Source organism: Paracoccus sp. NIOT.M2S5SZ12 (assembly GCF_057748165.1).
Map to the genome: position 1 here is coordinate 13,335 of NZ_JBYLFR010000016.1, position 23,717 is coordinate 37,051.

At 69.3% G+C, this 23,717-nt stretch carries 24 protein-coding genes and 1 pseudogene; 8 read left to right on the forward strand and 17 right to left on the reverse strand.

Annotated elements, in window-relative coordinates:
- Window positions 1-34: 34 nt before the first annotated feature.
- From AC2SGK_RS14005 to AC2SGK_RS14025, 5 genes and pseudogenes are all read right to left on the reverse strand, one after another.
- Window positions 35-961, reverse strand: coding sequence for a glucokinase (locus AC2SGK_RS14005; RefSeq protein ID WP_488324123.1), 927 nt, complete (start codon window positions 959-961; stop codon window positions 35-37).
- Between the two features lie 12 nt (window positions 962-973).
- A pseudogene (locus AC2SGK_RS14010) lies at window positions 974-2,080 on the reverse strand (ABC transporter ATP-binding protein).
- A 4-nt stretch (window positions 2,081-2,084) separates the two neighbouring features.
- A complete protein-coding gene (locus AC2SGK_RS14015) occupies window positions 2,085-2,939 on the reverse strand; it encodes a carbohydrate ABC transporter permease (protein WP_488324124.1) in 855 nt (284 codons plus the stop codon).
- Complete coding sequence (locus AC2SGK_RS14020) at window positions 2,929-3,801, reverse strand: carbohydrate ABC transporter permease (RefSeq protein WP_488324125.1); 873 nt, start codon at window positions 3,799-3,801, stop codon at window positions 2,929-2,931. Before AC2SGK_RS14020 ends, AC2SGK_RS14015 begins: the two co-directional genes overlap by 11 nt.
- A 65-nt stretch (window positions 3,802-3,866) precedes the next feature.
- On the reverse strand, window positions 3,867-5,108 hold the full coding sequence (locus AC2SGK_RS14025; protein WP_488324126.1) for an ABC transporter substrate-binding protein: 1,242 nt from the start codon (window positions 5,106-5,108) through the stop codon (window positions 3,867-3,869).
- 182 nt (window positions 5,109-5,290) lie between these two features.
- On the opposite strand from AC2SGK_RS14025, the gene AC2SGK_RS14030 reads away from it, so the two are divergent.
- From AC2SGK_RS14030 to AC2SGK_RS14040, 3 genes are all read left to right on the forward strand, one after another.
- A complete protein-coding gene (locus AC2SGK_RS14030) occupies window positions 5,291-6,007 on the forward strand; it encodes a response regulator transcription factor (RefSeq protein WP_488324127.1) in 717 nt (238 codons plus the stop codon).
- Window positions 5,997-7,397, forward strand: a complete 1,401-nt coding sequence (locus AC2SGK_RS14035) for an ATP-binding protein (RefSeq protein ID WP_488324128.1) — start codon at window positions 5,997-5,999, stop codon at window positions 7,395-7,397. Before AC2SGK_RS14030 ends, AC2SGK_RS14035 begins: the two co-directional genes overlap by 11 nt.
- 93 nt (window positions 7,398-7,490) lie before the next feature.
- Window positions 7,491-7,916 (forward strand): hypothetical protein, encoded by a 426-nt coding sequence (locus AC2SGK_RS14040; protein ID WP_488324129.1) that lies wholly within the window; start codon window positions 7,491-7,493, stop codon window positions 7,914-7,916.
- Here the strand turns inward: AC2SGK_RS14040 and AC2SGK_RS14045 are convergent, their stop codons facing one another.
- From AC2SGK_RS14045 to AC2SGK_RS14055, 3 genes are read right to left on the reverse strand one after another with little or no spacing between them, the layout of a single operon-like run.
- Window positions 7,917-8,657 (reverse strand): amino acid ABC transporter ATP-binding protein, encoded by a 741-nt coding sequence (locus tag AC2SGK_RS14045; RefSeq protein WP_488324130.1) that lies wholly within the window; start codon window positions 8,655-8,657, stop codon window positions 7,917-7,919.
- Window positions 8,654-9,328 carry an amino acid ABC transporter permease gene (locus AC2SGK_RS14050; protein ID WP_488324131.1) on the reverse strand — a complete coding sequence of 225 codons (675 nt, stop codon included), beginning with the start codon at window positions 9,326-9,328 and terminating at the stop codon, window positions 8,654-8,656. The genes AC2SGK_RS14045 and AC2SGK_RS14050 overlap by 4 nt, the downstream gene beginning before the upstream one ends.
- A gap of 1 nt (window position 9,329) precedes the next feature.
- A complete protein-coding gene (locus AC2SGK_RS14055) occupies window positions 9,330-10,085 on the reverse strand; it encodes an amino acid ABC transporter substrate-binding protein (protein ID WP_488324132.1) in 756 nt (251 codons plus the stop codon).
- Between the two features lie 224 nt (window positions 10,086-10,309).
- Between AC2SGK_RS14055 and AC2SGK_RS14060 the strand changes: the two genes are divergently transcribed.
- Complete coding sequence (locus AC2SGK_RS14060) at window positions 10,310-10,651, forward strand: DUF2853 family protein (protein WP_488324133.1); 342 nt, start codon at window positions 10,310-10,312, stop codon at window positions 10,649-10,651.
- On the opposite strand, the gene AC2SGK_RS14065 is transcribed toward AC2SGK_RS14060, so the two are convergent.
- Window positions 10,642-11,262 (reverse strand): enoyl-CoA hydratase/isomerase family protein, encoded by a 621-nt coding sequence (locus AC2SGK_RS14065; RefSeq protein WP_488324134.1) that lies wholly within the window; start codon window positions 11,260-11,262, stop codon window positions 10,642-10,644. The genes AC2SGK_RS14060 and AC2SGK_RS14065 overlap by 10 nt on opposite strands.
- 76 nt (window positions 11,263-11,338) lie before the next feature.
- Here AC2SGK_RS14065 and AC2SGK_RS14070 point away from each other — a divergent pair, with 76 nt between their 5' ends.
- The 3 genes from AC2SGK_RS14070 (at window position 11,339) to AC2SGK_RS14080 (ending at window position 15,129) form a co-directional block, all read left to right on the forward strand.
- A complete protein-coding gene (locus tag AC2SGK_RS14070) occupies window positions 11,339-12,937 on the forward strand; it encodes a hypothetical protein (protein ID WP_488324135.1) in 1,599 nt (532 codons plus the stop codon).
- Window positions 12,938-13,004: 67 nt separating this feature from the next.
- Entirely contained in the window at window positions 13,005-14,366 is a 1,362-nt protein-coding gene (locus AC2SGK_RS14075) for a TldD/PmbA family protein (RefSeq protein ID WP_488324136.1), read from the forward strand.
- Entirely contained in the window at window positions 14,353-15,129 is a 777-nt protein-coding gene (locus AC2SGK_RS14080) for a 3'(2'),5'-bisphosphate nucleotidase CysQ (protein WP_488324137.1), read from the forward strand. The genes AC2SGK_RS14075 and AC2SGK_RS14080 overlap by 14 nt, the downstream gene beginning before the upstream one ends.
- On the opposite strand, the gene AC2SGK_RS14085 is transcribed toward AC2SGK_RS14080, so the two are convergent.
- The 7 genes from AC2SGK_RS14085 to AC2SGK_RS14115 all read right to left on the reverse strand — a co-directional run bounded on the left by AC2SGK_RS14085 (window position 15,126) and on the right by AC2SGK_RS14115 (window position 21,817).
- Window positions 15,126-15,782, reverse strand: coding sequence for a PqiC family protein (locus tag AC2SGK_RS14085; protein WP_488324138.1), 657 nt, complete (start codon window positions 15,780-15,782; stop codon window positions 15,126-15,128). The genes AC2SGK_RS14080 and AC2SGK_RS14085 overlap by 4 nt on opposite strands.
- 2 nt (window positions 15,783-15,784) lie before the next feature.
- Window positions 15,785-17,836 (reverse strand): PqiB family protein, encoded by a 2,052-nt coding sequence (locus tag AC2SGK_RS14090; RefSeq protein ID WP_488324139.1) that lies wholly within the window; start codon window positions 17,834-17,836, stop codon window positions 15,785-15,787.
- A 48-nt stretch (window positions 17,837-17,884) separates the two neighbouring features.
- On the reverse strand, window positions 17,885-18,544 hold the full coding sequence (locus AC2SGK_RS14095) for a paraquat-inducible protein A (protein WP_488324140.1): 660 nt from the start codon (window positions 18,542-18,544) through the stop codon (window positions 17,885-17,887).
- Window positions 18,541-19,218, reverse strand: a complete 678-nt coding sequence (locus tag AC2SGK_RS14100; protein ID WP_488324141.1) for a paraquat-inducible protein A — start codon at window positions 19,216-19,218, stop codon at window positions 18,541-18,543. Before AC2SGK_RS14100 ends, AC2SGK_RS14095 begins: the two co-directional genes overlap by 4 nt.
- A gap of 79 nt (window positions 19,219-19,297) precedes the next feature.
- A complete protein-coding gene (locus AC2SGK_RS14105; protein WP_488324142.1) occupies window positions 19,298-21,052 on the reverse strand; it encodes a histidine kinase dimerization/phosphoacceptor domain -containing protein in 1,755 nt (584 codons plus the stop codon).
- A 34-nt stretch (window positions 21,053-21,086) separates the two neighbouring features.
- Window positions 21,087-21,653 carry an RNA polymerase sigma factor gene (locus AC2SGK_RS14110; RefSeq protein WP_411838047.1) on the reverse strand — a complete coding sequence of 189 codons (567 nt, stop codon included), beginning with the start codon at window positions 21,651-21,653 and terminating at the stop codon, window positions 21,087-21,089.
- A 53-nt stretch (window positions 21,654-21,706) separates the two neighbouring features.
- The gene (locus AC2SGK_RS14115; RefSeq protein ID WP_488324143.1) at window positions 21,707-21,817 is read right to left on the reverse strand and encodes a NepR family anti-sigma factor; all 111 of its coding nucleotides are present in this window, start codon (window positions 21,815-21,817) and stop codon (window positions 21,707-21,709) included.
- Window positions 21,818-21,948: 131 nt separating this feature from the next.
- On the opposite strand from AC2SGK_RS14115, the gene AC2SGK_RS14120 reads away from it, so the two are divergent.
- Complete coding sequence (locus AC2SGK_RS14120; protein WP_488324144.1) at window positions 21,949-22,752, forward strand: response regulator; 804 nt, start codon at window positions 21,949-21,951, stop codon at window positions 22,750-22,752.
- Window positions 22,753-22,780: 28 nt separating this feature from the next.
- Here AC2SGK_RS14120 and AC2SGK_RS14125 read toward each other — a convergent pair whose 3' ends face one another.
- Window positions 22,781-23,698, reverse strand: coding sequence for a YihY/virulence factor BrkB family protein (locus tag AC2SGK_RS14125; RefSeq protein WP_488324145.1), 918 nt, complete (start codon window positions 23,696-23,698; stop codon window positions 22,781-22,783).
- Window positions 23,699-23,717 lie beyond the last annotated feature (19 nt).

Here is a 23,717-nt window from a genome sequence, read left to right on the forward strand (position 1 = left end):
GCCGCGGGGTCAGACGCCGCCGCGCCGGCGAAACCTAGCCCAGTGCGGCGAGACAGCCCTGCAGGGCCGCCATGTCGTCGCGGATCAGGAAAACCGGCGTGTTTGCAGGGATGTGGCGCATATGCGCCTCGGCCAGGAAGGCCGGCTCGAACAGGGACATGCGGTCGGCGATGCTGCGGCCCACGCTGCCCGCCAGGAACAGCCCCTCCAGCGGCATGAAGCGCAGCGACAGCTCGCGGCACAGAAGGCCGACCAGCTCCGCGAACAGGTCGTAGGTCGCGGTGGCCGCCGGATCGCCCGCCTCCATGGCGGCGGCGATGGCCTCGCCGCGCAGGGGGGCGGTGCCGGTCATCGCGGCATGCAGGCGCGACAGGCCGCGCCCCGCAAAGGTCTCCTCGGTCGAGAAGAAGCCCGCCGCGGCCTCCACGCCCACGCGGTCCTGCAGGCGGGCCATGATGTTGGCGGGCAGGTGAGTGTGCCCCTCCTCGGCCTCCAGCACGGTGATCGCGCCGCCGGGCAGCACGCGCACCGCGCAGACGTTGAAGCCTGTGCCCAGCCCCACGACCAAGGCCTGGCCGTTGCGCGCGCGACCCTGGGGTGCTGCGCGCAGCGTGGTCAGCTGATCGCCCGACAACGCGGGCGTGGAATAGCCCAGGGCCGACAGGTCGTTGATCAGCCGCACATGGTCGGCGTCGGTCAGCCGCGCCAGGTGATCCTCGTCGAAGGACCAGTCGCGGTTGGTCAGGCTGGCCCGCCCGCCGCTGACCGGACCCGCCACGGCGATGCACATGGACGAGATGTTGGGCTGATGCTGCTGGGCCATGAACTCGCGCACCACGTCGTCGAAGCTGGCGAAGTCGTCGCCCTTGAAGCGCGTGACCGTGGCCGCGTCGATCGAGCCGTTGCGCGCGATCGCCAGACGCGCATTGGTGCCGCCCACATCGCCCAGAAGCATCGCCATCCGTTCATCCCCTCAGTTCAGCCGTTCTCCGTCCTTAGGCGAGAAGTAGGACACTTTCGAGAGGTCGAATGCCAGCGGGAACATCGACCGCGCCCTGACGGCGCTCTCGGCGCGCAGCCGCGCGGTCACCGCCTTGCCGCCCAGCTGCGTCACCGCGAAGGTGTCCGCGCCCGCCGGTTCGACGATGTCGATCATGACCTCGCCGCCCGCGCCCTGCGCCGTGCCGGGCAGATGCGCGTTGCCGGTCGCCTCGTGGATGTCCTCGGGGCGCACGCCCAAGACGATCTCGGCGGGCAGGTCGCGCGACACGGGGTCGGTGATGACCAAGGGCGCGCCGTCCGCGCGGTCGATCTCGATCCGGGTCCGGCCGCCATCGGCGCGCACGCGGGCCGGGATCAGGTTCATCGCCGGGCTGCCCATGAAATCGGCCACGAACATGTTGGCGGGCTTGTTGTAGATCTCGGCCGGGGTGCCGATCTGCTGGATCACGCCGCCCTTCATCACGACGATCTTGGTGGCCAGCGTCATCGCCTAGATCTGGTCATGGGTGACATAGACGATGGAGGCGTTCAGGTCCTGATGCAGCTTCTTGATCTCGGTGCGCATGCTGACGCGCAGCTTCGCGTCCAGGTTGGACAGCGGCTCGTCGAACAGGAACAGCGCCGGATCGCGGACCAGGGCGCGGCCCATGGCGACGCGCTGGCGCTGGCCGCCCGACAGCTGGCCGGGCTTGCGGTGCAGAAGCTGCTCGATCTGCAGCTGGCGCGCGACCTCGGCCAGCTTACGCTCCTGCGTGGGCTCGTCCACGCCGCGCACCTGCATGCCGAAGGTGATGTTCCTCGCCACCGACATGGTCGGATAGAGGGCATAGGACTGGAACACCATGGCGATGTCGCGGTCCTTGGGGCTGACGCCCGTCACGTCGCGGTCGGCGATGCGGATGGTGCCGCCGGTGATCGGCTCCAGCCCCGCGATGCAGTTCAGCAGCGTCGATTTCCCGCAGCCCGAGGGGCCCACCAGCACCAGGAAGTCGCCCGGTTCGATGGCGATGTTGATGTCGTGCAGAATGTGGGTGTCCCCATAGGCCTTCTGCAGGTGGTCGATTTCGAGGATCGGCATGGGATCACCCTTTCACGGAGCCGGCGGTCAGGCCGCGGATGAAGTATTTGCCGGCGACGACATAGACCAGCAGCGTGGGCAGGGCCGCGATGATCGCAGCCGCCATGTCCACGTTGTAGGCCTTCACGCCGGTGGTGGAGTTGACGATGTTGTTCAGCGCGACGGTCACCGGCTGGCTGCCCGGTCCGCTGAAGCTGACGCCGAACAGGAAGTCGTTCCAGATCTGCGTGAACTGCCAGATGACCGAGACGGTGATGATCGGCAGCGAGATCGGCAGGAAGATCGACCAGAAGATGCGGAAGAACCCCGCCCCGTCGACCTTGGCCGCGCGCACCAGCTCCTGCGGGATGGTGACGTAGTAGTTGCGGAAGAACAGCGTGGTGAAACCCAGGCCATAGATCACGTGGACGAAGATCAGCCCCGGGATGGTCCCCGCCAGGCCCATCAGGCCCAGCATCTGCGCCATGGGCAGCAGCACCACCTGGAACGGGATGAAGCAGCCGAACAGGATCGCGGCAAAGAACAGGTTCGCGCCGCGGAACCGCCACTGGGCGAAGACATAGCCGTTGAGCGCGCCCACGACGGTCGAGATCAGGACCGCCGGCACCGCCATCAGCACGCTGTTCCAGAAGAAGGGGCGCAGCCCCTCGCATTGGGTGCCGGCGCAGGCGGTGGACCAGGCCTCGGCCCAGGGGGCGAAGGTGATCTCGCGCGGCAGGGCCAGCAGGCTGCCGGTGCGGATCTCCTCCAGGCTCTTCAGCGAGGTCGTCAGCATGACGAACAGCGGCATCAGGTAGAACAGGGCGAACAGGATCAGGATCCCGTAAAGGCCCCAGCGCAGCAGGGTGTTACTGGTCACGGCGCGGCCTCAATTCGCTGTAGAGATAGGGAACCACGATGGCGAAGATCACGCCCATCATGATCATGGCGCTGGACGCCGCCTGACCCAGATCGCCGCGCGAGAAGGCCATGGCGTACATGTAGGTCGCGGGCAGGTCGGTGGCATAGCCGGGGCCGCCGCCGGTCAGTGCGATGACCAGGTCGAACGCCTTGATGGCCAGATGCGCCAGCACGATGAAGGCCGACAGGAAGATCGGGGCCATGGTCGGGATGATGATGGCGGAATAGATGCGGTGCGTGGGGATGCCGTCGACTTGGGCCGCGCGGATGATCTCGGTGTCGACCGAGCGCAGGCCCGCCAGGAACAGCGCCATGACGAAGCCCGAGGCCTGCCAGACGGCGGCCAGCACGATGGTGTAGATCGCCATCTCAGGACGGGTCAGCCAGTCGAAGGTGAAGGTCTCGAACCCCCAGCCGCGGACGGCCTGCTGGATGCCCAGGCCCGGGTTCAGGATCCATTTCCAGGCGGTGCCGGTCACGATCAGCGACAGCGCCATGGGATAGAGATAGATGGTGCGCAGGACGCCCTCGGCCCGGATCTTCTGGTCCAGGAAGATGGCCAGCATCAGCCCGATCACCATCGAGATCACGATGAACAGGGCACCGAAGATGAACAGGTTGTTCATCGCCACGTCCCAGCGGGGGGCGGCGAACAGGCGCTCGTACTGGGTGATGCCGTCCAGTTCGTAACGCGGCATCAGGCGCGAGCGGGTGAAGCTGATCCAGGCCGTCCAGGCGATGAAGCCGTAGACGAAGACCATGATCGCGGCGAAGGACGGCGCCAAGACCAGCTTGGGCACGTTGCGTTCAAGCCATTCCATTTCGGTAAACCCCCAAAGAAAGACCCCGCGCCCGCCATTCCGGGCGCGGGGTCGTCAGGCCGTCGTCACATCGCGTTGGCGACCGCGTCGGCCAGCTGCTGCACGGCGTCCTCGGACGACATGTCGCTGTTGAAATGCGCGGTCACCACGTCAGTGATCGCACCGGCCGGCGCGCCGCGCAGCGCCATGCCATGGGCATAGCTGGGCAGCAGCGAGCCGTTCTGGGCATCGGCGGTCATGTCAACGTTCGATTGCTTGGCGCAATCGTCGAACTCGTCCAGGGCCACGTCGGTGCGGGCCGGGATCGAACCCTTGTTCAGGTTGAACGTCTTCTGGAAGTCCGGGCCCATGATCAGGCTGGCCAGAAGGGCCTGGCCCTGCTGCTTGTCCTCGCCTTCAAGCTCGAAGAAGGCGAAGCTGTCGACGTTGTAGAGGAAGCCCTCGCCCGGGGTCGGCGCGCAGACGAAATCGGTGCCCGGCACCTTGCCTGCGGCCAGGAACTCGCCCTTGGCCCAGTCGCCCATGATCTGTAAGGCGGCCTCGTTGTTCATGACCATGGCGGTGGCCAGGTTCCAGTCGCGTCCCGAGAAGTTCGGATCGACGAAACCGCGGATCGTGCGCATCTGGTCGAAGACCTGCTTCATCGTGTCCGAGGTCAGCGCCTCGGGGTCCAGATCGACCAGCGCCTGCTGATAGAACTCGGGGCCGCCCAGGCCCAGCACGACCGTCTCGAAGATGGTCGCGTCCTGCCAGTTCTGGCCGCCATGGGCCAGGGGCGTGATGCCCGCGGCCTGCAGCTTCTCGGCGGCGGCGTTGAACTCGTCCCAGGTGGTCGGCATGGTGATGCCGTTCTCGTCCAGGATCTGCTTGTTGCCCCAGATCCAGTTGACGCGGTGCACGTTCACGGGCGCGGCGCACCACTGGTCCTCGCACTTCATGTGCGCAGCGATCTGCTCGGGCAGCACGTCCGCCCAGCCGTTCTCCTCGGCCACGGTGCCGATGTCGGCCAGGCCCGTCTCCTCGTACCATTCCTGGATCGCCGGGCCCTTCAGCTGCACGGCGGTGGGGGCGTTGCCGGCCAGGACCCGGGCGCGCAGCGCGGTCATCGCGGCATCGCCGCCGCCGCCGGCCACGGGCATGTCGGTCCAAGTGCCGCCCTCGGCCGCGAACTGCTCCTGCAGGACGGCGACGGATTTCGCCTCGCCGCCCGAGGTCCACCAGTGCAGCACCTCGGCGGTGGGTTCGGCCATCGCGGGCGCAGCCAGCATCACGGCGGTGGAAGCCGCCAGCACGGATTTCATGTTCATGGATCCTCCCAGATCGTTCCCGCGCGGATTCGACGATCCGCGTGTGGCCCGATGATGCCCGAGGGCCAGTCATGTCCGCAACGCAGTCCAGCCATGCATCCCGCAGATTTCGCAGCGTTATGTTACAAACTGTTACGAAACCCCGCCGGGCGGTGCTAAAGGCGGAACCCGGAGGGACCGCGATGAGCCTGCACCGTCTTCTGCTGGTCGAGGATGACGCCGACATGGCCGCCATGCTGGCCTCCTATCTTCAGCGCCACGGCTTTCACGTGACGCGCGCCGACAGCCGCGCCACCGCCCTGGCCGCGCTGCGCGGGGGGCGGGTGGACCTGATCCTGCTGGACGTGTCCCTGGGCGAGGATGACGGCGTGGCCATCTGCGCCGAGATCCGCGAGGCGCAGGACGTGCCCATCATCATGGTCAGCGCCCTGTCCGCGGACCATCAGCGCATGGCCGGATACGAGGTCGGCGCGGACGACTACATCGCCAAGCCCTTCAACCCGGACCTGGCGCTGGCGCGCATCCGCGCGGTGCTGCGCCGGGCCGGGCGCGCGCCCAGCCTGAGCCATCGCAGGCGCGACAGCGTGCTGCGCTTCGGCGGCTGGCGCTATGACGCGCGGCGCGACGAGATCACCGCCCCCGGCGGCTGGCAGGTGTCGCTGTCCTCGCGCGAGACGGCGCTGCTGCGGGTGTTCCTGGCCAACCCCCTGATCCCCCTGACGCGCGAGGAGATCGCCGCGGCGCTGGACGATGACGACGGGGGGGGCGAATCGGGCGGCGGGCGGGCCATCGACATGCTGGTCGGGCGGCTGCGGCAGAAGACCGACCCGGCGCTGATCCGTACCGAACGCGGGCTGGGCTATGTGCTGACCACGGACGTGGCGCGCGATGACGCCTAGCCTGCGGGTGCTGGCCAGCCTGTGGGTGGTTCTGGCGATGCTGGCGGGGGGCGGGTCGGTCTGGCTGTGGATGTCCAGCACCGCCGCGTGGAACGCGCATCTGGACCGCGCCTACATCGCCGGGCTGGCCTTGGCCGACAGCCTGGAGGCGGGCAGCGCGCTGCCGCCCGGCCTGTCACTCTCGCAGTTGCGCCGCGAACCGGAGCTGCCGCCGGGCTGGCGGCAGACGGTCATCACCCTGACCGGCGGCGGGCGGCCCGACCTGGCGCAGGGGGCGCGGCTGTCGGTGCGCATCCAATCGCCGGACCTGACCTATCCCGTGGCCGAGGTGCAGTCGGTCGGCGGCGGCAGCCAGGCCGCCGGGCTGGCCTCGGTCACGCGGTCGCTGGCGCGGTTCTGCAGCGATCCGCGCCTGTTCGTGCAGCAGGATACCGGCCCTTGGCTGCGCATCGACGGGGCGCCGGTCTGGGGCTGCACCGCCGCGCCCGCGGACCGACGGCTCTGGGCGGCGGCGCTGGCGGCGGGGGCGCTGGCGGTCCTGCTGGGCTGGGTGGCCGAGGTCTCGGGCGCTTTCGCGGCCTTTGCGGCGGCGCTGCGCGACCACCGGGCGCGCAATGCCGCCCTGCCGGTGGGCGGCGCGCTGGAGCTGCGCCAGACCGCCGAGGCGGTGAACGCCTATGTCGCCCAGGACCGCGCCGCGCTGGAGAACCGGGCGCTGGTGTTGTCGGGGGTCAGCCACGACCTGGGCACGCCCGCAACCCGCCTGCGCCTGCGCAGCGCCATGATCGAGGATGACGCCCTGCGCGAGCGGCTGGAGCGCGACATCGACGAGATGACCACCATGATCGACGGCGTGCTGACCTATACCCGCGCCGAGATCGGGGCCGAGCCGTTCCGCCGCCTGTCGCTGACATCCCTGGCCGAGGCGGTGGTGGCGGACTATCAGGACGTGGGCCTGCCGGTGACGCTGCGCCAGGCCTCGCCCCCGCCGGCGCGGGCGGGCACGCTGTTCTCGCGCAGCGCCTCGCGGCCCACGGTGGACAGCCACGCCCTGCTGATGCGCGGCCAGCCCACCGCCCTGCGCCGCGCCCTGTCGAACCTGATCGACAATGCGCTGAAATACGGCCGCGAGGCGCAGGTCCTGACCGGGGGCAGCGCCGACGAGGCCTGGATCGGCGTCACCGACCGCGGATCGGTGCTGACCGAAAGCGACCTGGAGCGGCTGACCGGCGCCTTTCAGCGCGGCGAGAATGCGGGCACGGCGGGGGGCGTGGGGCTGGGCTTGGCGATCGTCTCGACCATCGCAGCGCAGCATGGCGGACGGCTGGAGTTCCAGCGCGCGGCGGAGGGGCTGGAGGCCCGGCTGGTCCTGGCTCGCAGCTGGACCTGAGTCCCGCAGAGGGGTGCGACGTTCGGTCGATATCGGGAACCCGAGACGCAAAACAGGCGTTTTTTCCGGGAATATGCAAGGAAAGGCCCGATCATGACCCGCACAGACCGCATCGTTCGCCTTGGCCTGGCCGGCGCCGTCGCGGCACTGGCCGGACTGCCGGCCATCGCCGCCCCCCGTGCCGATCAGCCCGTCCAGGGCTGGAGCGCGATGGAGGGCACCAGCCCCGCCGCACTGGTCCATGACATCCGCGACCTGCCCCTGTCCGAGGTGGCGCTGGACGATCAGCCCTATTGCGCCACGGACACCGAGATCGCCGCGACGCTGAGCCATGATTTCGGCGAGGCTCCGGTCGATTCCGACGGCGCCCACGGCACCGAGCTGTGGGGGTCGGACCTGATGGGAACCTGGACGCTGGTCGCGCCGCGCGACGATGCCACCAGCTGCATCATCGCCAGCGGCGTGGGCTTCGACGACCAGCAGGCCGTGGACACCTATTACACCGTCGCGGGGCTCTGATCAGCCCACGCGGCGCAGGAAGGCCCGCGTCCGGTCATCCTGCGGATTGCCGAAGATCTGCGCGGGTGGCCCTTGCTCGACAATGCGGCCGCCTTCCATGAAGACCACGCGATCCGCGATCTCGCGCGCGAACTGCATCTCGTGCGTCACGATCAGCATGGTCTGACGGCCGTCGGCGATGCGCCGGATCAGGTCCAGCACTTCGCCCACCCATTCCGGGTCCAGCGCACTGGTGGGTTCGTCAAACAGCAGCAGATCGGCATCCAGCGCCATCGCGCGACCGATGCCAACGCGCTGCTGCTGTCCACCCGACAGGGCCGCCGGATAGCTGTCGCCCCGATCGGCAAGGCCGATCTGATGCAGGATGTCGTCGGCGCGCGCGCGGGCCTTCGCGCCCGACCAGCCGCGCACCGTGGTCAGGGCCTCTGTGATGTTGCCCCGGGCGGTCCGGTTGGCGAAGAGCGCATAGTTCTGGAACACGAAACCGGTGCGGCGGCGCAGGGCCAGAACATCGGCCCGGCTGGCACGGGCCGCGTCCACGCGCAGGTCGCCCATGCGGATCACGCCCTGATCGGGCCGGTCCAGAAAGTTCAGACAGCGCAGCAGCGTCGATTTCCCGGTCCCCGACGGGCCGATGATCGCCACCCGCTCTCCGGCCTCCAGGCACAGGTCGATGCCGTCCAGCACGGTGTTCGCGCCGAAGCGCTTGACCAGACCCGTGATCTCGATCCGACAGCTCATCGCGCCACCGCCTTTCCAAGCCTGCGTTCCAGCCAGCGCTGGCCGACCGACAGGGTTTCGACGATGACCCAGTAGATCACCGCGACCACCAGGAACGCCTCCAGATAGAGGAAGCTGCCGGCCGCCTCCTTCTGGGCGGCGCCCATCATCTCGGTCACGCCCAGGGTGAAGGCCAGCGAGGTGCTTTTGATCATGTCGATGAAATAGTTCATCAGTGTCGGCGCCGCCGTCCGCGCGGCCTGGGGCAGGATGATGCGGCGCAGCAGCTGGCCTTGGGTCATGCCGATGGACTGCGCGGCCTCCCACTGGCTGCGGTCGACGCCCAGGATGGCGCCGCGGATGCTCTCTGCCATGTAGGCCGAGAAATGCAGCGTCAGGCCGATGATCGCGGCGGTCACCCCGTCGATGCCGGTCATCGCGGGCACGACCTGCGGCAGGCCGAAATAGAACAGGAACAGCTGCACCAGAAGCGGCGTGCCGCGGAAGAAGCTGATGAACACCGCCACGATCCGGTCCAGCACCGGCACGCGGATCACCCGCACGATGGCCAGGATCGCACCAAGCGCCAGAGCCCCGATCATGGCGATCACCGCCATGAACAGGGTCAACGGCACATAGCCCAGGATCACGGGGACCAGATCCCCCATATAGGCGGTGTCCAGCGGGCGCATGTTACTGCGACACGGGCTGCGTCACGTCGGCGTCCAGCCATTTCTGCGAGATCTCGGCCAGGGTGCCGTTCTCCTTCAGGGTGGTGATGGCGGCGTCCACGCGGTCGCGCAACGCCTGTCCGGCCTCGTCGTTGCGGAAGGGCAGGGCGTTTCGGATCTCGGAGAAGGGCTCTCCGGCCAGTTCCAGCGGCAGCGGGCTCTGCGCGATGACCTGCGCCGAGGAGACGCGGTCCATCACGAAGGCATCGACGCGGCCCAGGGCGGTGTCCTGCTCGATGTTGCTCTCGTAGGTGCGGATGTCGATCTGGTCGGCATTGGGCAGTTCGCGCAGCAGCTGCTCGAAGTTGGAGCCGAGGTTCACCGCGACCGACTTGCCGTCCAGGCTGTCGGGTCCGGTGATGCCGGCGGGGTTGCCCTCGCGCGTCACGATCTGGGCGCCGTCATAGACATAGGGCTGGGTGAAGGCGAAGGCCGCCTCGCGTTCGGGGGTCATGGTGATCTGGTTCGCGATGGTGTCGATGCGGTTCGATTCCAGCGCGCCGACCAGCCCCGAGAAGGACATGGTCACGAACTCGACCTCGTCGCCGGTCTCCTCGGCGATGGCGCGCAGGAAATCGACCTCGAAGCCCTGCAGCTCGTCGGCGCGGGTGAAGGTGAAGGGGAAGTAGCCGCCCGACATGCCGACGCGGATCGTCTCGGCTGCGGCGGGCAGGGCGGTGGTCAAGGCAAGGGCGGCGGTCAGGACAAGCGTGCGCACGGGAAATCTCCTTCGGTTCTTGGACGTTACCTGCGTTCTGGCGACACGATCCGCAAGCGGCCCGATCCAGAAAAGGACAAAGATGCGGCCGCCCGCGGCCCCGCGGAACAAGCCCCGCTGGCGCAACGGCGGGCAGGGAACTTCGTTCCATGCCCGCCGCGCGGCTTGCCAGACGGCCCGGACGGGGTCATCCTTCGCGATGACGTCTTCGTGAGGAGGAGTTCATGGGAAAGCGTGACGACCTGATCGCCAAATACGCCGCCGACATCCGCACCACCCTGTCCGAGGAGCCGGACATGGCCCTTCTGGAGAAGGTCACCATCGGATGCGGCCCGTCGATCTACGACGCCGATGCCGCGACGGTCGCGGCCAGCGACAAGGCCGAGCTGGCGCGCATCCGCGACAACTTCCTGCGTCGCAAGCTGGGCCTGCCCGACGGGCCGGAGCTGGATGCCGGGATCGCCGCGGTGATGGACCGCTATGGCCGCGCGAACCGGAGCAAGTATCGGGCGGTGGTCTATTACCTGCTGTGCCGTCATTTCGGGCGCGAGGACGCCTATTCCTGACGCGTCGCCGCCTTGATCGCCGCGACATGCGCCGGATCGGCGGCCAGCGCGTCCGCCGTCAGCGCGCGGGCCGCGTCCATCAGCGCGTCGGCGGGCAGGATGCGGTCCACCAGGCCCCAGGCCAGCGCCTCGGCCGCGTCGATCCTGGCGCCCGCCATCAGGATCATGCGCGCCCGCGCCGGTCCCACCAGCGCCGCCAGCCGCGCCGGGTCGCCCGGCTGCGGCAGAAAGCCAAGCCGCATCACCGGATAGAAGAACCGCGCCCCCGGGACGGTCAGGCGGATGTCGCAAGCCAGCGCCATGCCGAAGGCGCCCCCGGCCAGCGTGCCGTTCAGCGCCGCGACGGTCAGGCAGGGCAGATCGGCCAGGGCCTGCGACAGCGCCGCCCATTCCGGGGCTGTGGCCAGGCCCGCGCGGGCCTGATCGAGGTCGGCCCCGGCCGAGAAGACCGTGCCCGTCCCGGTCAGGATCAGCGCGCGCGACCGGGCCCGGCGCGCCTGCGCCACCGCGTCGTGCAGATCGCGCAGCATCGCCGCGGTCAGGGCGTTGGCCCGGTCGGGGCGGTCGATGGTCAGCAGGGACAGGCCCCCGTCATGCAGGCTGCGGATCACGACTTGTTCCCTTTCCCTTTCGGCGGCACTGTGTCAGGAATCCCGGGTAAATTCAGGTTTGCGAAAGGTATCCGCCATGAACCGCCCCCTTGCAACCTCGGCGCTGGCCCTGATTCTGGGCGCCGGACCGGCCTTGGCCGACATCACCCCCGCCCAAGTCTGGGACAGCCTGCGCACCAGCTATGAGAAGGCGGGCTATGCCATCGCCATCGGCGCCGAGGAGGCGACGGACGAGCGTATCGCCCTGAGCGACGTGGTCCTGACCGTGGAGGGCGAGGCCGAGGCCCCCGACATGGTGCTGACCATGCCCTCGGTCGTGCTGGAGGCCGTCGGCGACGGCACCGTCCGTTCGGTCGTCGAAGGAACGATGACCATCGAATCCACCGGTACCGCGCCCGAGGGCGAGGGGCAGGTCGGCTTCACCATGAACCTGGACATGCCCGGCAACGAGACGATCAGCTCGGGCACGCCCGAGGCGCTGACCCATGACATGACCATTCCGACGATCACCATGGACGGGCGCGCCCTGGATGAGCGCAACGAGGTCCCGCTGACCGCCAGCTTGACGAATGTCACCGGCCGTCAGACCGTGACCACCGCCGCCGACGGCGCCAGCAGCCAGACCTTCGAGGGCCGCGCCGACAGCATGGAGATGCGGATCAGCGCCAGCGGCCCGTCCTTGGCCGCCGAGGAGACCCCCGACACTGCACCTGACGCCGCGCCCGCCGCGCCCACGGAGGGTGCAACCGATCAGACCGACCGCTTCGAGGCCGTCGTGACCGTGGCCGACCTGACGCTGCAGGGCGACGGCACCAGCCCGGCGGGTCAGGTGAACTTTGGCACCGCCCCGACCGCGGCGCTGGAGGCCGGGTTCGGCGGCAAGGGCAGCATCGGCATGGGCGCGACCAGCATCAGCTTTACCGCCAGCACGCTGACCGCCGACGGCACCCGCAACGACACCGAGGGCGGCGTCGAGGCCGCAGGCGGCACGCTGGCCGTGGGGATGTCGGGCGAGGGCCTGTCCTATGAGGGCAGCCTGACCGACATGCAGACCCGCCTGTCGGGCACGGACCTGCCCTTCCCGATCGCCTATGGCGCGACCGAGAACCGCTTCCGCCTGGCGATGCCGGTCCTGGCCTCGGAGGAGGAGCAGCCCTTCGCACTGACCTATGTGCTGGACGGGCTGACGCTGGATGACGCGATCTGGCAGGCGCTGGACCCCGAGGCCGCGCTGCCGCGCGATCCGGCCAGCCTGACCATCGACCTGGAGGGCCAGGCGGTGCTGTCGCAGAACTTCATGGACCCCGAGGCAGCCCAGACCGCCGAGCCTGGTCCCGACGGCACGGCACCCATGCCGCTGACCCCGCGCAGCCTGGCCATCAAGGCGCTGTCGCTGGACGCGGTCGGGGCCACGGTCGATCTGAGCGGCGCGCTGACCTTCGGCGAGGACCCGACCCAGCCCGTCGGCACGATCGAGGGGACCTTCGGCGGCGTCAACGGCCTGTTGGACAAGCTGGTGGCGATGGGCGTCGTCCCCGCCGAACAGCTGATGGGCCCGCGCATGATGATGGCCATGTTCGCCCGCCCCGTCGATGGCGCCGAGGACCAGATGCAGACCGAGATCGAGTTCCGCAAGGGCGGCTCGATCTTTGCCAACGGTCAGCAGATCCAGTGATCCGCACCCTCTGACCTGCGGACCGGGTGACGCCCCCGGTCCGCTTCTCGATTCCGATGAGGCCCCCATGAGCACCGCTGCCGATCCCGACCGCCTCCAGCGCCTGTCCGAGGCGATGGTCGACGCCGCGCGCCGCGCCGGGGCCGATCAGGCCGACGCCATGGCGGTGGACGGCACTGCCCTGGGCATCGATCACCGCGCCGGGACGCTGGAGCAGGCCGAACGATCGGAAGGGCTGCAGATCGGTCTGCGCGTGCTGGTCGGCGGGCGTCAGGCGGCGGTGTCCTCCTCGGATCACGGGCCGGACACCATCGCTGAGATGGCGGCGCGCGCCGTGGCCCTGGCCCGCGAGGCGCCGGTGGACGACACCCTGGGTCTGGCCGATCCCGACCAGCTGGCGCGGGTCCGCGACGCAGCCGGGCTGGAGCTGGCCGAGGACGCGCCCGAGCCGGACCCCGCCCATCTGCAGGAGCTGGCCCGCCGGGCCGAGGCCGCCGCCCTGTCCGTGCCCGGCATCGCCCAGGTGGAGGCCGCCAATGCCGGCTATTCGCAGCGGCGCATGTGGCTGGCCGCGTCGAACGGGTTTTCGGGCGGTTACGGCCGGACCGGACATTCCCTGTCCGTCGTCGCCATCACCGGCGAGGGCCTGAGAATGGAGCGCGACTATGCCGGCGAATCGCGCGTCTTCGCCGCCGACCTGCCCAGCCCCGAGGAGATCGGCCTGCTGGCCGCCGAACGCACGCTGGACCGGGCCGGCGCGCGCAAGCCCCCGACCGGGGCCTTTCCGATCCTTTACGACCGCCGCGTCTCGGCCTCGCTGATCGGGCACCTGCTGTCGGCGGTGAACGGTTCGGCCGTGGCGCGGGGCGCCAGCTGGCTGCGCCGCGACCTGGGCCAGCCGGTCCTGCCCCCCGGGATGGACCTGATCGAGGACCCGCTGCGGCCCCGCCATCCCTCATCGCGCCCCTTCGACGCAGAGGGCCTGCCGACCCGTCGCCGCGCCATCGTGCGCGACGGCGTGCTGCAGGGCTGGACGCTGGACCTGGCGACGGCGCGCAAGCTGGGCATGGACAGCACCGGGTCGGCCGCGCGCGGGCTGGCCTCCAGCCCCGGGCCCAGCCACAGCAACGTGGTGCTGACCCCCGGCGCGGCCAGCCGGGACGACCTGATCGCCCGGATGGGGCGCGGGCTGATCGTGACATCGATGCTGGGCGCGTCGGTGAACGGCACCACGGGCGACTATTCGCGCGGCGCGGCGGGCTTCTGGGTCGAGAGCGGCCGCATCGCCTGGCCGGTCAACGAATGCACCATCGCGGGCAACCTGCGCGAGATGCTGATGACGCTGGAGGCCGCCGACGACGCGCTGCCCTGGCGTGCGACCGAGGTGCCCAGCCTGCTGGTCCAAGGCATGACCGTTGCCGGGGGCTGAGGACGATCTGGCCCTGCTGCTGGCGGCGGCCGAGGAGGCCGGGCGCATCGCCCTGCGGTTCTGGCGGCGCGATCCGCAGGCCTGGGACAAGGGTGGCGGCGCCGGGCCGGTGACCGAGGCCGATCTGGCCGTCAACGACGCGCTGCAGGCGATGCTGACGGCCGCGCGCCCCGATTACGGCTGGCTGTCCGAGGAATCCGAGGCCGATCCGGCCCGTCTGGACGCGGCGCGCTGCTTCATCATCGACCCGATCGACGGCACCCGCGCCTTCATCGACGGGCAGGAGGGGTTCTCGCATTCGCTGGCCGTGGCGCAGGGCGACCGCATCCTGGCGGCGGTAGTGCACCTGCCGGTCACCGGGCTGACCTATGCCGCCCATGCCGACGGACCGGCCACGCTGAACGGCGCGCCCATCGCGCCGACCGACAGCGGAATCGAGGATGCGCGCGTGCTGACCTATCGCGCGGTGGCCGATGCGCCCGACTGGCGCGCCGGCATGCCGCCCTTCCGGCGCGAGTTCCGCTCATCCTTGGCTTGGCGGCTGTGCCTTGCGGCCGAGGGGCGCTTCGACGCGGCGCTGTCGCTGCGGGCGGCCTGGGAATGGGACATCGCGGCGGGCGCGCTGATCGCCGAACGGGCCGGGGCGCGGGTCACCGACCGGCGCGGCCAGCCGATGCGCTTCAACAGCCCGCGCGCGCAGGTGGACGGGCTGATCGTCGCGGGGCCGCGCCTGCACGCGGCCCTGCGGGCGGCGCTGCGCTAGAACAGCGGCGGCAGGTCGAAGGCCTCGTCCGCGGCGGGGCGGGTCGTGGCGATGGTCGCGCCGGGACCGGAGAGGGTCGCGATCTGCTGGGCCAGGATCGCGATGGCCTGGCTGGCCGCCGCCGCCGTGCTGGCCGGGCCCTGGGACGCCATCGGCACACGGATGTCGAAGCTGCGCGCGTGGTTCGCGCCACCCCCCGACAGTCCGTCATCCGAGACGAAATACCGCCCCGACAGGCGATAGCTGTTGTCGGCCTGGGCCAGCGCGCGTTCGACGCGCACCTCCAGCACGCGGGCCGGGGGCTGGGCCAGGGGCCAAGGCTCGCTGATCACGGTGGCGCCGGACACGTCGCTGATCGCGCGGGCCAGCGTCGTGGTGAAGGCGCGCCCCGGATTGTCCGCCCAGAGATTGTCGGGGGTCGAGCGCACGGCCCCGTCCTCGGTCTGGTACGCGACCTCCTGATCGGAGGCGTATTCCGGCAGGGACACGTCCTTCAGCTCGGCCGTGCCGAGGCGGTTGGGCACCTGCACCCCCGCCACCGGCGGGTCGATCAGGTATCGCCCGGTCTTTTCCGGGTTCGAGCAGGCGCCCAGCAGGGCGGCCCCCGACAGGGCGATCACGGCAAGGGGCAGGCGGCGATGGGGCAGCGTCATGTCTATCGTCCCAGGATGAAGGCGCGGGGGTTGCGTTCGATCAGCCGGGCGACCGAGCCGATCGATTGGGTGGCACGGCGCAGCTCGCGCAGCGCGCCGATCAGTTCGTTGTTGAAGGCCGACCGGTCGCCATAGCTGGCGAACAGCGTGTCGGCCCGCGCCGCCGTCACCTGCAGGCGCTGGATCAGGTCGGGCAGCTGCTGGACCGACAGGGCGATCTGGTCGGCGGCGGTGCTGGCGCTGTCCAAGGCGTTGTTCAGGCTGCCCACGGCATTGCCGTCGCGCAGGTCGTCCAGCAGGCCCGTGGCCGATTCCAAGACGTTCGAGAGGTTGCGCGGCAGCTGTTCGGCATCCTCGCTGCCCAGCATGGCACGCAGGTCGGCAAGGATCCCCTCGGCCTGGGCGCTGATCTCGGCAAAGCCGAACTCCTCCACCGCGGCCGCGGCGGCGTCGATCTGATCGACCATCGCCGGCACGTCGGTGGCCGCCTCGGAGACGGCGGTGAAGGCGGCCGAGGCCTCATCCAGCATGCGCGCAAGGGTCTGGCCGCTTTCAGCCTGACGCAGATCTCCGGTGATCGCGGTGATGTCGGACAGCGCGCTTCCGCCATCCTCCAACGCCTGACGCAACGCGCCGGGAATCGCGCGGGTGTCCTGCGATGTGGCCAGCGCGGTGATGCTGTCCAGCGTGTCGCGGGCCGAATTCAGCACCTCCTCGATGGGCAGGGCGCCGATGCGGTTCACCAGGCCCTGGGCGCTGGCGGTGAAATCCTCCAGATCGCCCTCGACCGAGGGGATCAGTGGGTTTGGCTCGGCCTCGGCGTCGATGGCGGCGGGCGCCGCATCGGGCAGCGTGACCAGCTCGACCATCAGGGTCGTGCCCAGAAAGCCCGTGCTGGCGACGCGGGCGCGCAGTCCGGCGGCGACCTCCTCGGTCAGCAGCGCCAGCGCATCGTCGGCGTCCGACCCCTCGGGCAGGCCGAGGCGGCGGGGCGACAGCAGCATGGTGACCAGCTGGCGGGGCTGGGTGTTGCCCTCAGCATCCTCGGTCAGGCTGACGGCCAGATCGGTGACGCGGCCCACGCGCAGGCCCTGGTACTGGACGTCCGCGCCCTGCTCCAGCCCCTCCAGGCTGTCGTCGATCAGCATGCCGACGCGCAGCAGGCGGGTGTCATCATCCTCGAAGCGCGAGGTGCGGGCGGTGTCCTCGTCCGGCTGGACGGTGAAGCGGGCGCCCGGTTCGACCGGATCGCCGCCGCTGACGAAGGTCTCGAAGGCCACGCCGCCCTGCAGCAGCGAGGACAGCGAATTGACGTTCAGCGCCACGCCCTGCGCCCCGAGCGAGACTGAGAAGCCCGACGTGTCCCAGAAGACCGTGGCGCTGGTCAGGCGGGCGTCATGGGGCGCCTCGACGAAGGCGTCGACGACCACGCGGTCGGTCTCGGGGTCCAGGCGGATGTTCTCCAGCCGGCCGACCTGCACGCCGCGGAACAGGACCGGCGCGCCTTCGGACAGACCGCCCGCGGTGTCCATCGACAGCGTGACCCAGGTGCCGGGCTGGTCGGCCCGCACCAGGGGCGGGCGGTCGAGACCCACGAAACGCTGCGCCTCGGCCCCGGTCTCGGCGTCCCAGTAGCCCTCGATGAAGGCACCGCTGAGGACCGTGTCCAGACGCGAGACACCTTGGGCGCTGACCTGCGGCCGCACGATCCAGAACGAGGCGTCGGCATCGATGAACTGGGCCACGTCCGTGTCGACCCGGACCGAGACGACCACGCGGGACAGGTCGCTGGTGAACTTGACCCCCTCGACCTGGCCCACGGTGATCTCGCGGAACCGCAGGCCGGTCTCTCCGGGGGTGATGCCGGTGGCGTCGGCGAACTCGATCTCGATCACGCTGCCCCGGTCGCGGAAGGCGTTCCACGCGATGCCGAGCGTCACGATCAGCGCCACGATCGGCACGATCCAGATGACGTTGATGCCGGCCTGGGCCGCGCGGGCAGCCGTCTTGCGCACCGGGCTGGCCGGCGTCAGGGGCGGGGGCGTGTCGGTCATGGGGTCGGAATCCTCGGGCGCGGGCAACAATGGTCGGTGTCGGGCGGATCAGTCCCGGCGGGTCCGCAGGGGAAGTCCGCGCCAGATCAATCGTGCGTCGAAGCTTTGCGCGGAAAGCATGGTGAAGGCAACAGAGAGCGCGAAGGACACCGCCGCAGGCCCCGGATGGACCGACGCCACAAAGCCCAGCTGCACCAGCGCCGACAGGATCGCCACCACGAAGACGTCGATCATCGACCAGCGGCCGATGAATTCGACGATCTCGTAGACCTTCAGCCGGGTATGGGCCTGATCCACGTTGGCGGGGCGCCCGGCCACGATCGCCAGCCAGGCGATGGCCAGGAACTTGCCGATGGGCACGATGACCGAGGCGACGAAGACGATGATCGCGATGTCGTAATTGCCGTAATGGATCAGCTCGACCACGCCGCCCAGGATGGTGGCCTCGGAATTGCCGGCCAGACCGGCAAAGGTCTGGGTGCTCATCATCGGGAAGAGGTTGGCGGGGATGTAGGCGATCAGGCCGGCGAACCACCAGGCCCAGACCTTCTGCAGGCCCTGTCGGTTCGGTGGGACCAGATGCGTGCCGCAGCGGCCGCAGCGTGCCTGATCCTGCGGCCAGACCCGGCCGCAGCGGTGACAGCCCGACAGGCCTGCGCGATGCGCGGTCAGGACGGGTCCGGCAGGCTGATCGGCGGGCGCGCTCATGCGTCACCGGCGGCGGGGCGGGGCATGCCGGTGGACAGGCCCGCATCCTCGATCGCGTCCCAGATGGAGGTCTGGCACATGAAGGCCCGGCTGGCCAGGTTCACCACGATCAGCGCCGAGAAGGCCCAGAAGGCAGGCCCCAGATGCACCGTGGCCAGTCCCGCGACCTTGACCAGCGCGACCGCGGTGCCGATCACGAAGATCTCGGCCATGGACCAGGGGCGCAGCAGTTCGGACCAGCGGAAGGCCCGCGCGGCATGCCTGTGCGGCGGCCGCCCCTGCGCCAGCGGCACGAGCGTGTAGAGGAGCAGGAAGGACCGCAGAATGGGCAGGCCGATGATCATGGCCAGCACGGCCAGCACCAGCGGCAGCAGCACCCCGTCGGCAAAGGCCAGCGCCACGTCGAAGAGCGAGCTGGCATTGCCGAAGCCCATCGTCGAGACCTCGAGGAACGGAAAGAACACCGCCCCCACCAGCAGCACCATCGAGGTGAAGGCCAGCGCGATCAGTTGCGCGAAGGCCCCGTCGCGCGGTTTCGCCAGGACCGTGCCGCAGCGGATGCAGGCGGCGGTCTCACCGGCGGCGAGGTCCTCCTCCACATGCAGGGCATCGCAATTGGGGCAGGCGATCAGCCCGCGTCCCGTCGCCATGTCGAAGCTGTATCCGTTGTCCATCCCGCGAAAATAGAGCAGCCCCGCCCCGGCGCAAGCACCCGCCGCGGGGCGCACGCGGATTTGCGCGCGCCCCGCGGCGCTAATGCCGCGATCCGGCGCGCGCGGCCGAGGTCAGCACCACCTGCCGCGGGTTGTGCGCGCTCGATCCGCCGCCATGGCCCAGCTTGAACAGCAGCGCCAGCCGATAGCAGCCGTCCAGCGTCTCGGTGACGACATCGCCCTCCAGCTGCATGGAGAAGGCCTCGATCAGCTGGCTGCCCAGACCGGTGCCGCCCGCCTCGGCATCGTCGCCGGTCGAGTTCACGACCTCCAGGAGGCCCTGACCCGGCGCGGGCGAGGACAGCGACACGCGCACCCAGGGCTCGTCCCCGGCGGCGTATTTCACCGCGTTGGTGAAGGCCTCGGTCGTCAGCAGGGTCAGCGGCACGGCCTGGTCGGGCAGCATCGACAGGGGCTGGATGTCGCTTTCGACGCGAAGCTGACGCCCCGCCCCGACGGCGGCCGCGGAAAGCTGCGTGATGATGTCGGCAATCAGCCGGTCGGCATTCACCTGGTCCAGCTGTTCGGCCTGATAGAGGTTGCGATAGATCGTGGCCAGCGCCGCGACCCGGTCCTGGACCGAACGAAGGACGCGCTTGGCGTCCCGGTCGTCAATCAGACGGCTCTGCATGTTGATGATCGAGGCGATCAGCTGAAGGTTGTTCTTGACCCGATGGTGCACCTCCTTGAGGAGGACCGTCTTTTCGGTGACCGCCTGCTCCATCGCCTCCTCGTCGCGGATCAGGATGCGGGCCATGTTGTGGAAGGTCTGGCTGACATCGGCGATCTCGGTCGGGGCATCGGCCAGGACCGGGGGCGGGGTGTCGCGGCTGCCGATGGCAAAGCGGCGCATCTGGCCGCGCAGCACGGTGATGTGGCGCAGGACCAGCCGGAACACCGCGAAATAGGCGACCGACAGCGACACGACCCACAGCGCGACGGGCAGCATCACCGCGCCCCATCGCGACAGCTGGAACAGGCCCACGCCCGCGGTGCTGGGGCTCCAGCTGCCCAAGGCATAGACCAGGCCCGGCACGACGGGAACGACGGTGAAGACGCGGTTCTCTCCGTTGTTGGCCTGGGCGCGGAAGGTGGCCTCGCCCTGACCGGGCAGGCTGACCAGCGGCACGTCGCGGGGCAGAAGCAGCATCGGCTGATCCTCGGGGCCGACATCGGCGATGAGGACCTGGCCGGAATTGTTGAAGGTCAGGATGCGCGCGCCTTCGGTGCCGAAATCCATCGCATGGGTGGATTGCAGCAGTTCCTGCGTCAGGGACAGGGCGGTCAGGCCCAGGAAAGTGTCGTCGCGATAGAGCGGCTGAAGCACGACGATGATCGGCTCCGCGCTCAGCGGGCCGCGCTGCAGGGCGGTGACGGAGGTGGTCGGGTTCCTCATGAACTCCTGGACCATGGGGCTGTCCGAGAGGTTCAGAGTCGGATCATCGGGACCGGCCGAGGTGCAGGTCGCCGGGCCGTCGGCCGGAATGAAGGCCGCGTGACGATAGGTCCCGCTGCGCTGGACGAAGTTGCGCAGCAGTTCGGAGCAGAGCTGCGGCTGTCCCTGGCTCTCCAGGATGGCCGGCCCCAGGGCGTCGGCCGATCCGAGCGCGCTTTGCAGGAGCGCCCGCTCGCCCGCGGCGGCGGAGGCGGTGCGGCCCAGAAGCGCGATCTCGGCGCTGCGCTCGGCCTCGCGCGACAGGTGCAGGTTCTGCACCAGCGAGATCAGCCCGATGGGAAGGATCGCAATGGAGAGAAGCGCCCCAAGTCGAAACCCGAGGCGCCGCGTGAAGTCCATCCTCTGGCTGATCCGTCTCAACACACGAGCGGCCTCAACGCGAACTGTAGTTGTTCTGCGCCATCACGGCGAGGGTGGCCTGATCGGTCATGCTCAGCTCCTCGCCCTGCTCCAGATGCAGCAGCTCGGCCAGCTTGCGGCGACCACGGTTGGCCCGCGACTTGACCGTGCCGACGGCGACCTTGGTCATGTCCGCGGCCTCCTCGTAGGAGAAGCCCGAGGCGCCGACCAGGATCAGCGCCTCGCGCTGTTCGTCGGGAAGCTTCTCGAAGGCGGCGCGGAAGTCGCGCAGGGCCAGCCGGCCATCATGATCGGGGCGGGTGGACTGGCGGGCGGCATGGATGCCGTCGCTGTCGCTGACCTCGCGCTTGGTCTTGCGGCGGGACGAATAGAAGGTGTTGCGCAGGATGGTGAACAGCCAGGCGCGCAGGTTCGTGCCGGCTTGGAACTTGTCCATGTTGGTCCAGGCCTTGACGATCGTGTCCTGGACCAGGTCGTCGGCGGCCGCACCCTCGCGGGTCAGCGACAGCGCGAAGGCCCGCAGCGCCGGAAGGTGGTCGACAAGCTGGTCGCGCGGATGGACCGAGGGGGATTGCGTCATGAGGTCTGATCACCAAGGCGTTGTCGGGAAGGGGGCGTCATTGAGAAAGGGTGTCACCCCTGCTCCTTGAGCTTTTTCAGCAGATCGAGGAAGCGGTCCGGGATCTGGTCGGTGGTGTCCTGCTCGTAGACCCGTTTGAGGTTCTCATCGATCTGTTTTTCCACTGCCGCTCTCCGACGGTCGTCTCGCTTTGGTGTCATATTGGTGTCAGTCCCGACAAACTTGTGCGCACAGCATGCAACCGATAGGGGGTTCTGATGGTTCCCTGCAATACGCGATTTAAGAGGACTGTGTAATGACTGTTGCCGATCTGGCCCAAAACATCGGGCGCGAGCTTCCGTATCTGCGTCGCTATGCCCGCGCCCTGACCGGCAGCCAACGCGCCGGCGACAATTACGCGGCCGCCACGCTGGAGGCGATCCTGACCGACCGCAGCGTTCTGGACGGTGAGGATGACCTGCGAATCGCGCTGTTCAAGACCTTCCACGTGATCTGGCAGAGCTCGGGCCAGCCGGTCGAGGATGCCGACATGACGGCGCGCGAGCGCAAGGCCCAGTCCCACCTGCGCGGCCTGACGCCCAATTCGCGCGAGGCGCTGCTGCTGCGTACCATCGAGGAGCTGCGCAGCGACCAGATCGCCCGCGTCATGCAGATCGAGACCGCCGAGGCCGACGAGCTGGTCCAGATCGCCCTGAACGAGATGGGCCAGGCCCTGCGCGGCAAGGTCATGGTCATCGAGGACGAGATGATCATCGCCATGGACCTGAAGGGCATCGTGCAGGCCATGGGCCATGACGTCACCGGCGTCGCCCGCACCCATACCGCGGCGATCGAGCTGGCGGGCAAGCACCGTCCCGACCTGATTCTGGCCGACATCCAGCTGGCCGACGGATCGTCGGGCGTGGACGCGGTGAACGAGCTGCTGGCCAGCATGGGCGACATCCCGGTGATCTTCATCACCGCCTTCCCCGAGCGTCTGCTGACCGGGGACCGCCCCGAGCCGGCCTTCCTGATCTCCAAGCCCTACAGCGAGGAGCAGGTGCGTTCGGCGGTCAGCCAGGCGATGTTCTTTGCCTCGACCGAGGGCCTGACGGCCTGATCCCGCGGGGGGCGCCCGGTGCGCCCCCTCAGCCGTTCTTCTCGGCCAGAAGCTCGGTGAAGCCGCGCCGGGCCTCGCGCACGGCGCGCATCCGGCGGCGGCGGGCCAGCTCGACATTGATCAGCGCGCCCAGAAGCACCGAGAACCCGGCCAGATAGAACCACATCAGCAGCGCCACCACCGTGCCGATGGAGCCGTAGATGCGGTTGTAGCTGTTGAAGCTGCCCAGATAGGCCGAGAAGGCGATGGAGCCCGCCGACCACAGCACCGCCGCGAACAACGCGCCCCAGGTGAAGATCGGCGTGCGCGGCGTCTTGACGTTGGGCCCGTAGCGGTAGAGCACGCCGATGGTCACGATCACCAGCAGGAACATCCCCGCCCAGGGCAGCACCGTGAGCAGCGTGGAGCGCACCGGCGCGAAGACCATGAAGTTCAGCAGCACCGGCACCACGACGATGGTCGCAAGCCCCGCCAGCGAGATGCCCACGATGACCAGCGTCAGCCCATAGGCCAGCAGAAAGCCGAAGATCGTCGAATGCGCCCGCACCCCGTAGGCGGCGTTCAGCCCGCGGATCAGCGCATCCACCCCCGCCCGCGCCGCGATGGTGGCGATCATGAAGGAGATGAATGAGGTCCAGCCGACCGAGGTGCGCCCGTTCTGGGTCAGGGTCGTGACCTGGTCGTCGACGATGTCCGAGGCCCCGTCGGGCAGGAATTCATGCGCGACGTCCAGATAGGTCAGCACCACCAGCGGGTCGAACCACAGGCTCCATAGCGCGATGATGGCAGCCAGGCCCGGAAAGACCGCGAACATGGCATAGAAGGCGACGCCCGCCGCGATCAGCGTCATGTGCGTCTTGTCCATCCGCTCGAAGACGGCGCCCCAGAACGAGCCGATCTCCCGCAACCATTCCACCATCGCGCCCCACAGACTTTTGACCAGCATGGGGTGCTGCGGGGCTTGG

What these genes read in the sequence shown, in the direction of transcription:
- AC2SGK_RS14005 (WP_488324123.1), bottom strand. Translation starts at nt 961, where the DNA reads ATGGCGATGCTTCTGGGCGATGTGGGCGGCACCAATGCGCGTCTGGCG.
- AC2SGK_RS14020 (WP_488324125.1), bottom strand. Translation starts at nt 3,801, where the DNA reads ATGGAATGGCTTGAACGCAACGTGCCCAAGCTGGTCTTGGCGCCGTCC.
- AC2SGK_RS14025 (WP_488324126.1), bottom strand. Translation starts at nt 5,108, where the DNA reads ATGAACATGAAATCCGTGCTGGCGGCTTCCACCGCCGTGATGCTGGCT.
- AC2SGK_RS14030 (WP_488324127.1), top strand. Translation starts at nt 5,291, where the DNA reads ATGAGCCTGCACCGTCTTCTGCTGGTCGAGGATGACGCCGACATGGCC.
- AC2SGK_RS14035 (WP_488324128.1), top strand. Translation starts at nt 5,997, where the DNA reads ATGACGCCTAGCCTGCGGGTGCTGGCCAGCCTGTGGGTGGTTCTGGCG.
- AC2SGK_RS14040 (WP_488324129.1), top strand. Translation starts at nt 7,491, where the DNA reads ATGACCCGCACAGACCGCATCGTTCGCCTTGGCCTGGCCGGCGCCGTC.
- AC2SGK_RS14045 (WP_488324130.1), bottom strand. Translation starts at nt 8,657, where the DNA reads ATGAGCTGTCGGATCGAGATCACGGGTCTGGTCAAGCGCTTCGGCGCG.
- AC2SGK_RS14050 (WP_488324131.1), bottom strand. Translation starts at nt 9,328, where the DNA reads ATGCGCCCGCTGGACACCGCCTATATGGGGGATCTGGTCCCCGTGATC.
- AC2SGK_RS14060 (WP_488324133.1), top strand. Translation starts at nt 10,310, where the DNA reads ATGGGAAAGCGTGACGACCTGATCGCCAAATACGCCGCCGACATCCGC.
- AC2SGK_RS14070 (WP_488324135.1), top strand. Translation starts at nt 11,339, where the DNA reads ATGAACCGCCCCCTTGCAACCTCGGCGCTGGCCCTGATTCTGGGCGCC.
- AC2SGK_RS14075 (WP_488324136.1), top strand. Translation starts at nt 13,005, where the DNA reads ATGAGCACCGCTGCCGATCCCGACCGCCTCCAGCGCCTGTCCGAGGCG.
- AC2SGK_RS14085 (WP_488324138.1), bottom strand. Translation starts at nt 15,782, where the DNA reads ATGACGCTGCCCCATCGCCGCCTGCCCCTTGCCGTGATCGCCCTGTCG.
- AC2SGK_RS14090 (WP_488324139.1), bottom strand. Translation starts at nt 17,836, where the DNA reads ATGACCGACACGCCCCCGCCCCTGACGCCGGCCAGCCCGGTGCGCAAG.
- AC2SGK_RS14095 (WP_488324140.1), bottom strand. Translation starts at nt 18,544, where the DNA reads ATGAGCGCGCCCGCCGATCAGCCTGCCGGACCCGTCCTGACCGCGCAT.
- AC2SGK_RS14100 (WP_488324141.1), bottom strand. Translation starts at nt 19,218, where the DNA reads ATGGACAACGGATACAGCTTCGACATGGCGACGGGACGCGGGCTGATC.
- AC2SGK_RS14105 (WP_488324142.1), bottom strand. Translation starts at nt 21,052, where the DNA reads ATGGACTTCACGCGGCGCCTCGGGTTTCGACTTGGGGCGCTTCTCTCC.
- AC2SGK_RS14110 (WP_411838047.1), bottom strand. Translation starts at nt 21,653, where the DNA reads ATGACGCAATCCCCCTCGGTCCATCCGCGCGACCAGCTTGTCGACCAC.
- AC2SGK_RS14120 (WP_488324144.1), top strand. Translation starts at nt 21,949, where the DNA reads ATGACTGTTGCCGATCTGGCCCAAAACATCGGGCGCGAGCTTCCGTAT.
- AC2SGK_RS14125 (WP_488324145.1), bottom strand. Translation starts at nt 23,698, where the DNA reads ATGCTGGTCAAAAGTCTGTGGGGCGCGATGGTGGAATGGTTGCGGGAG.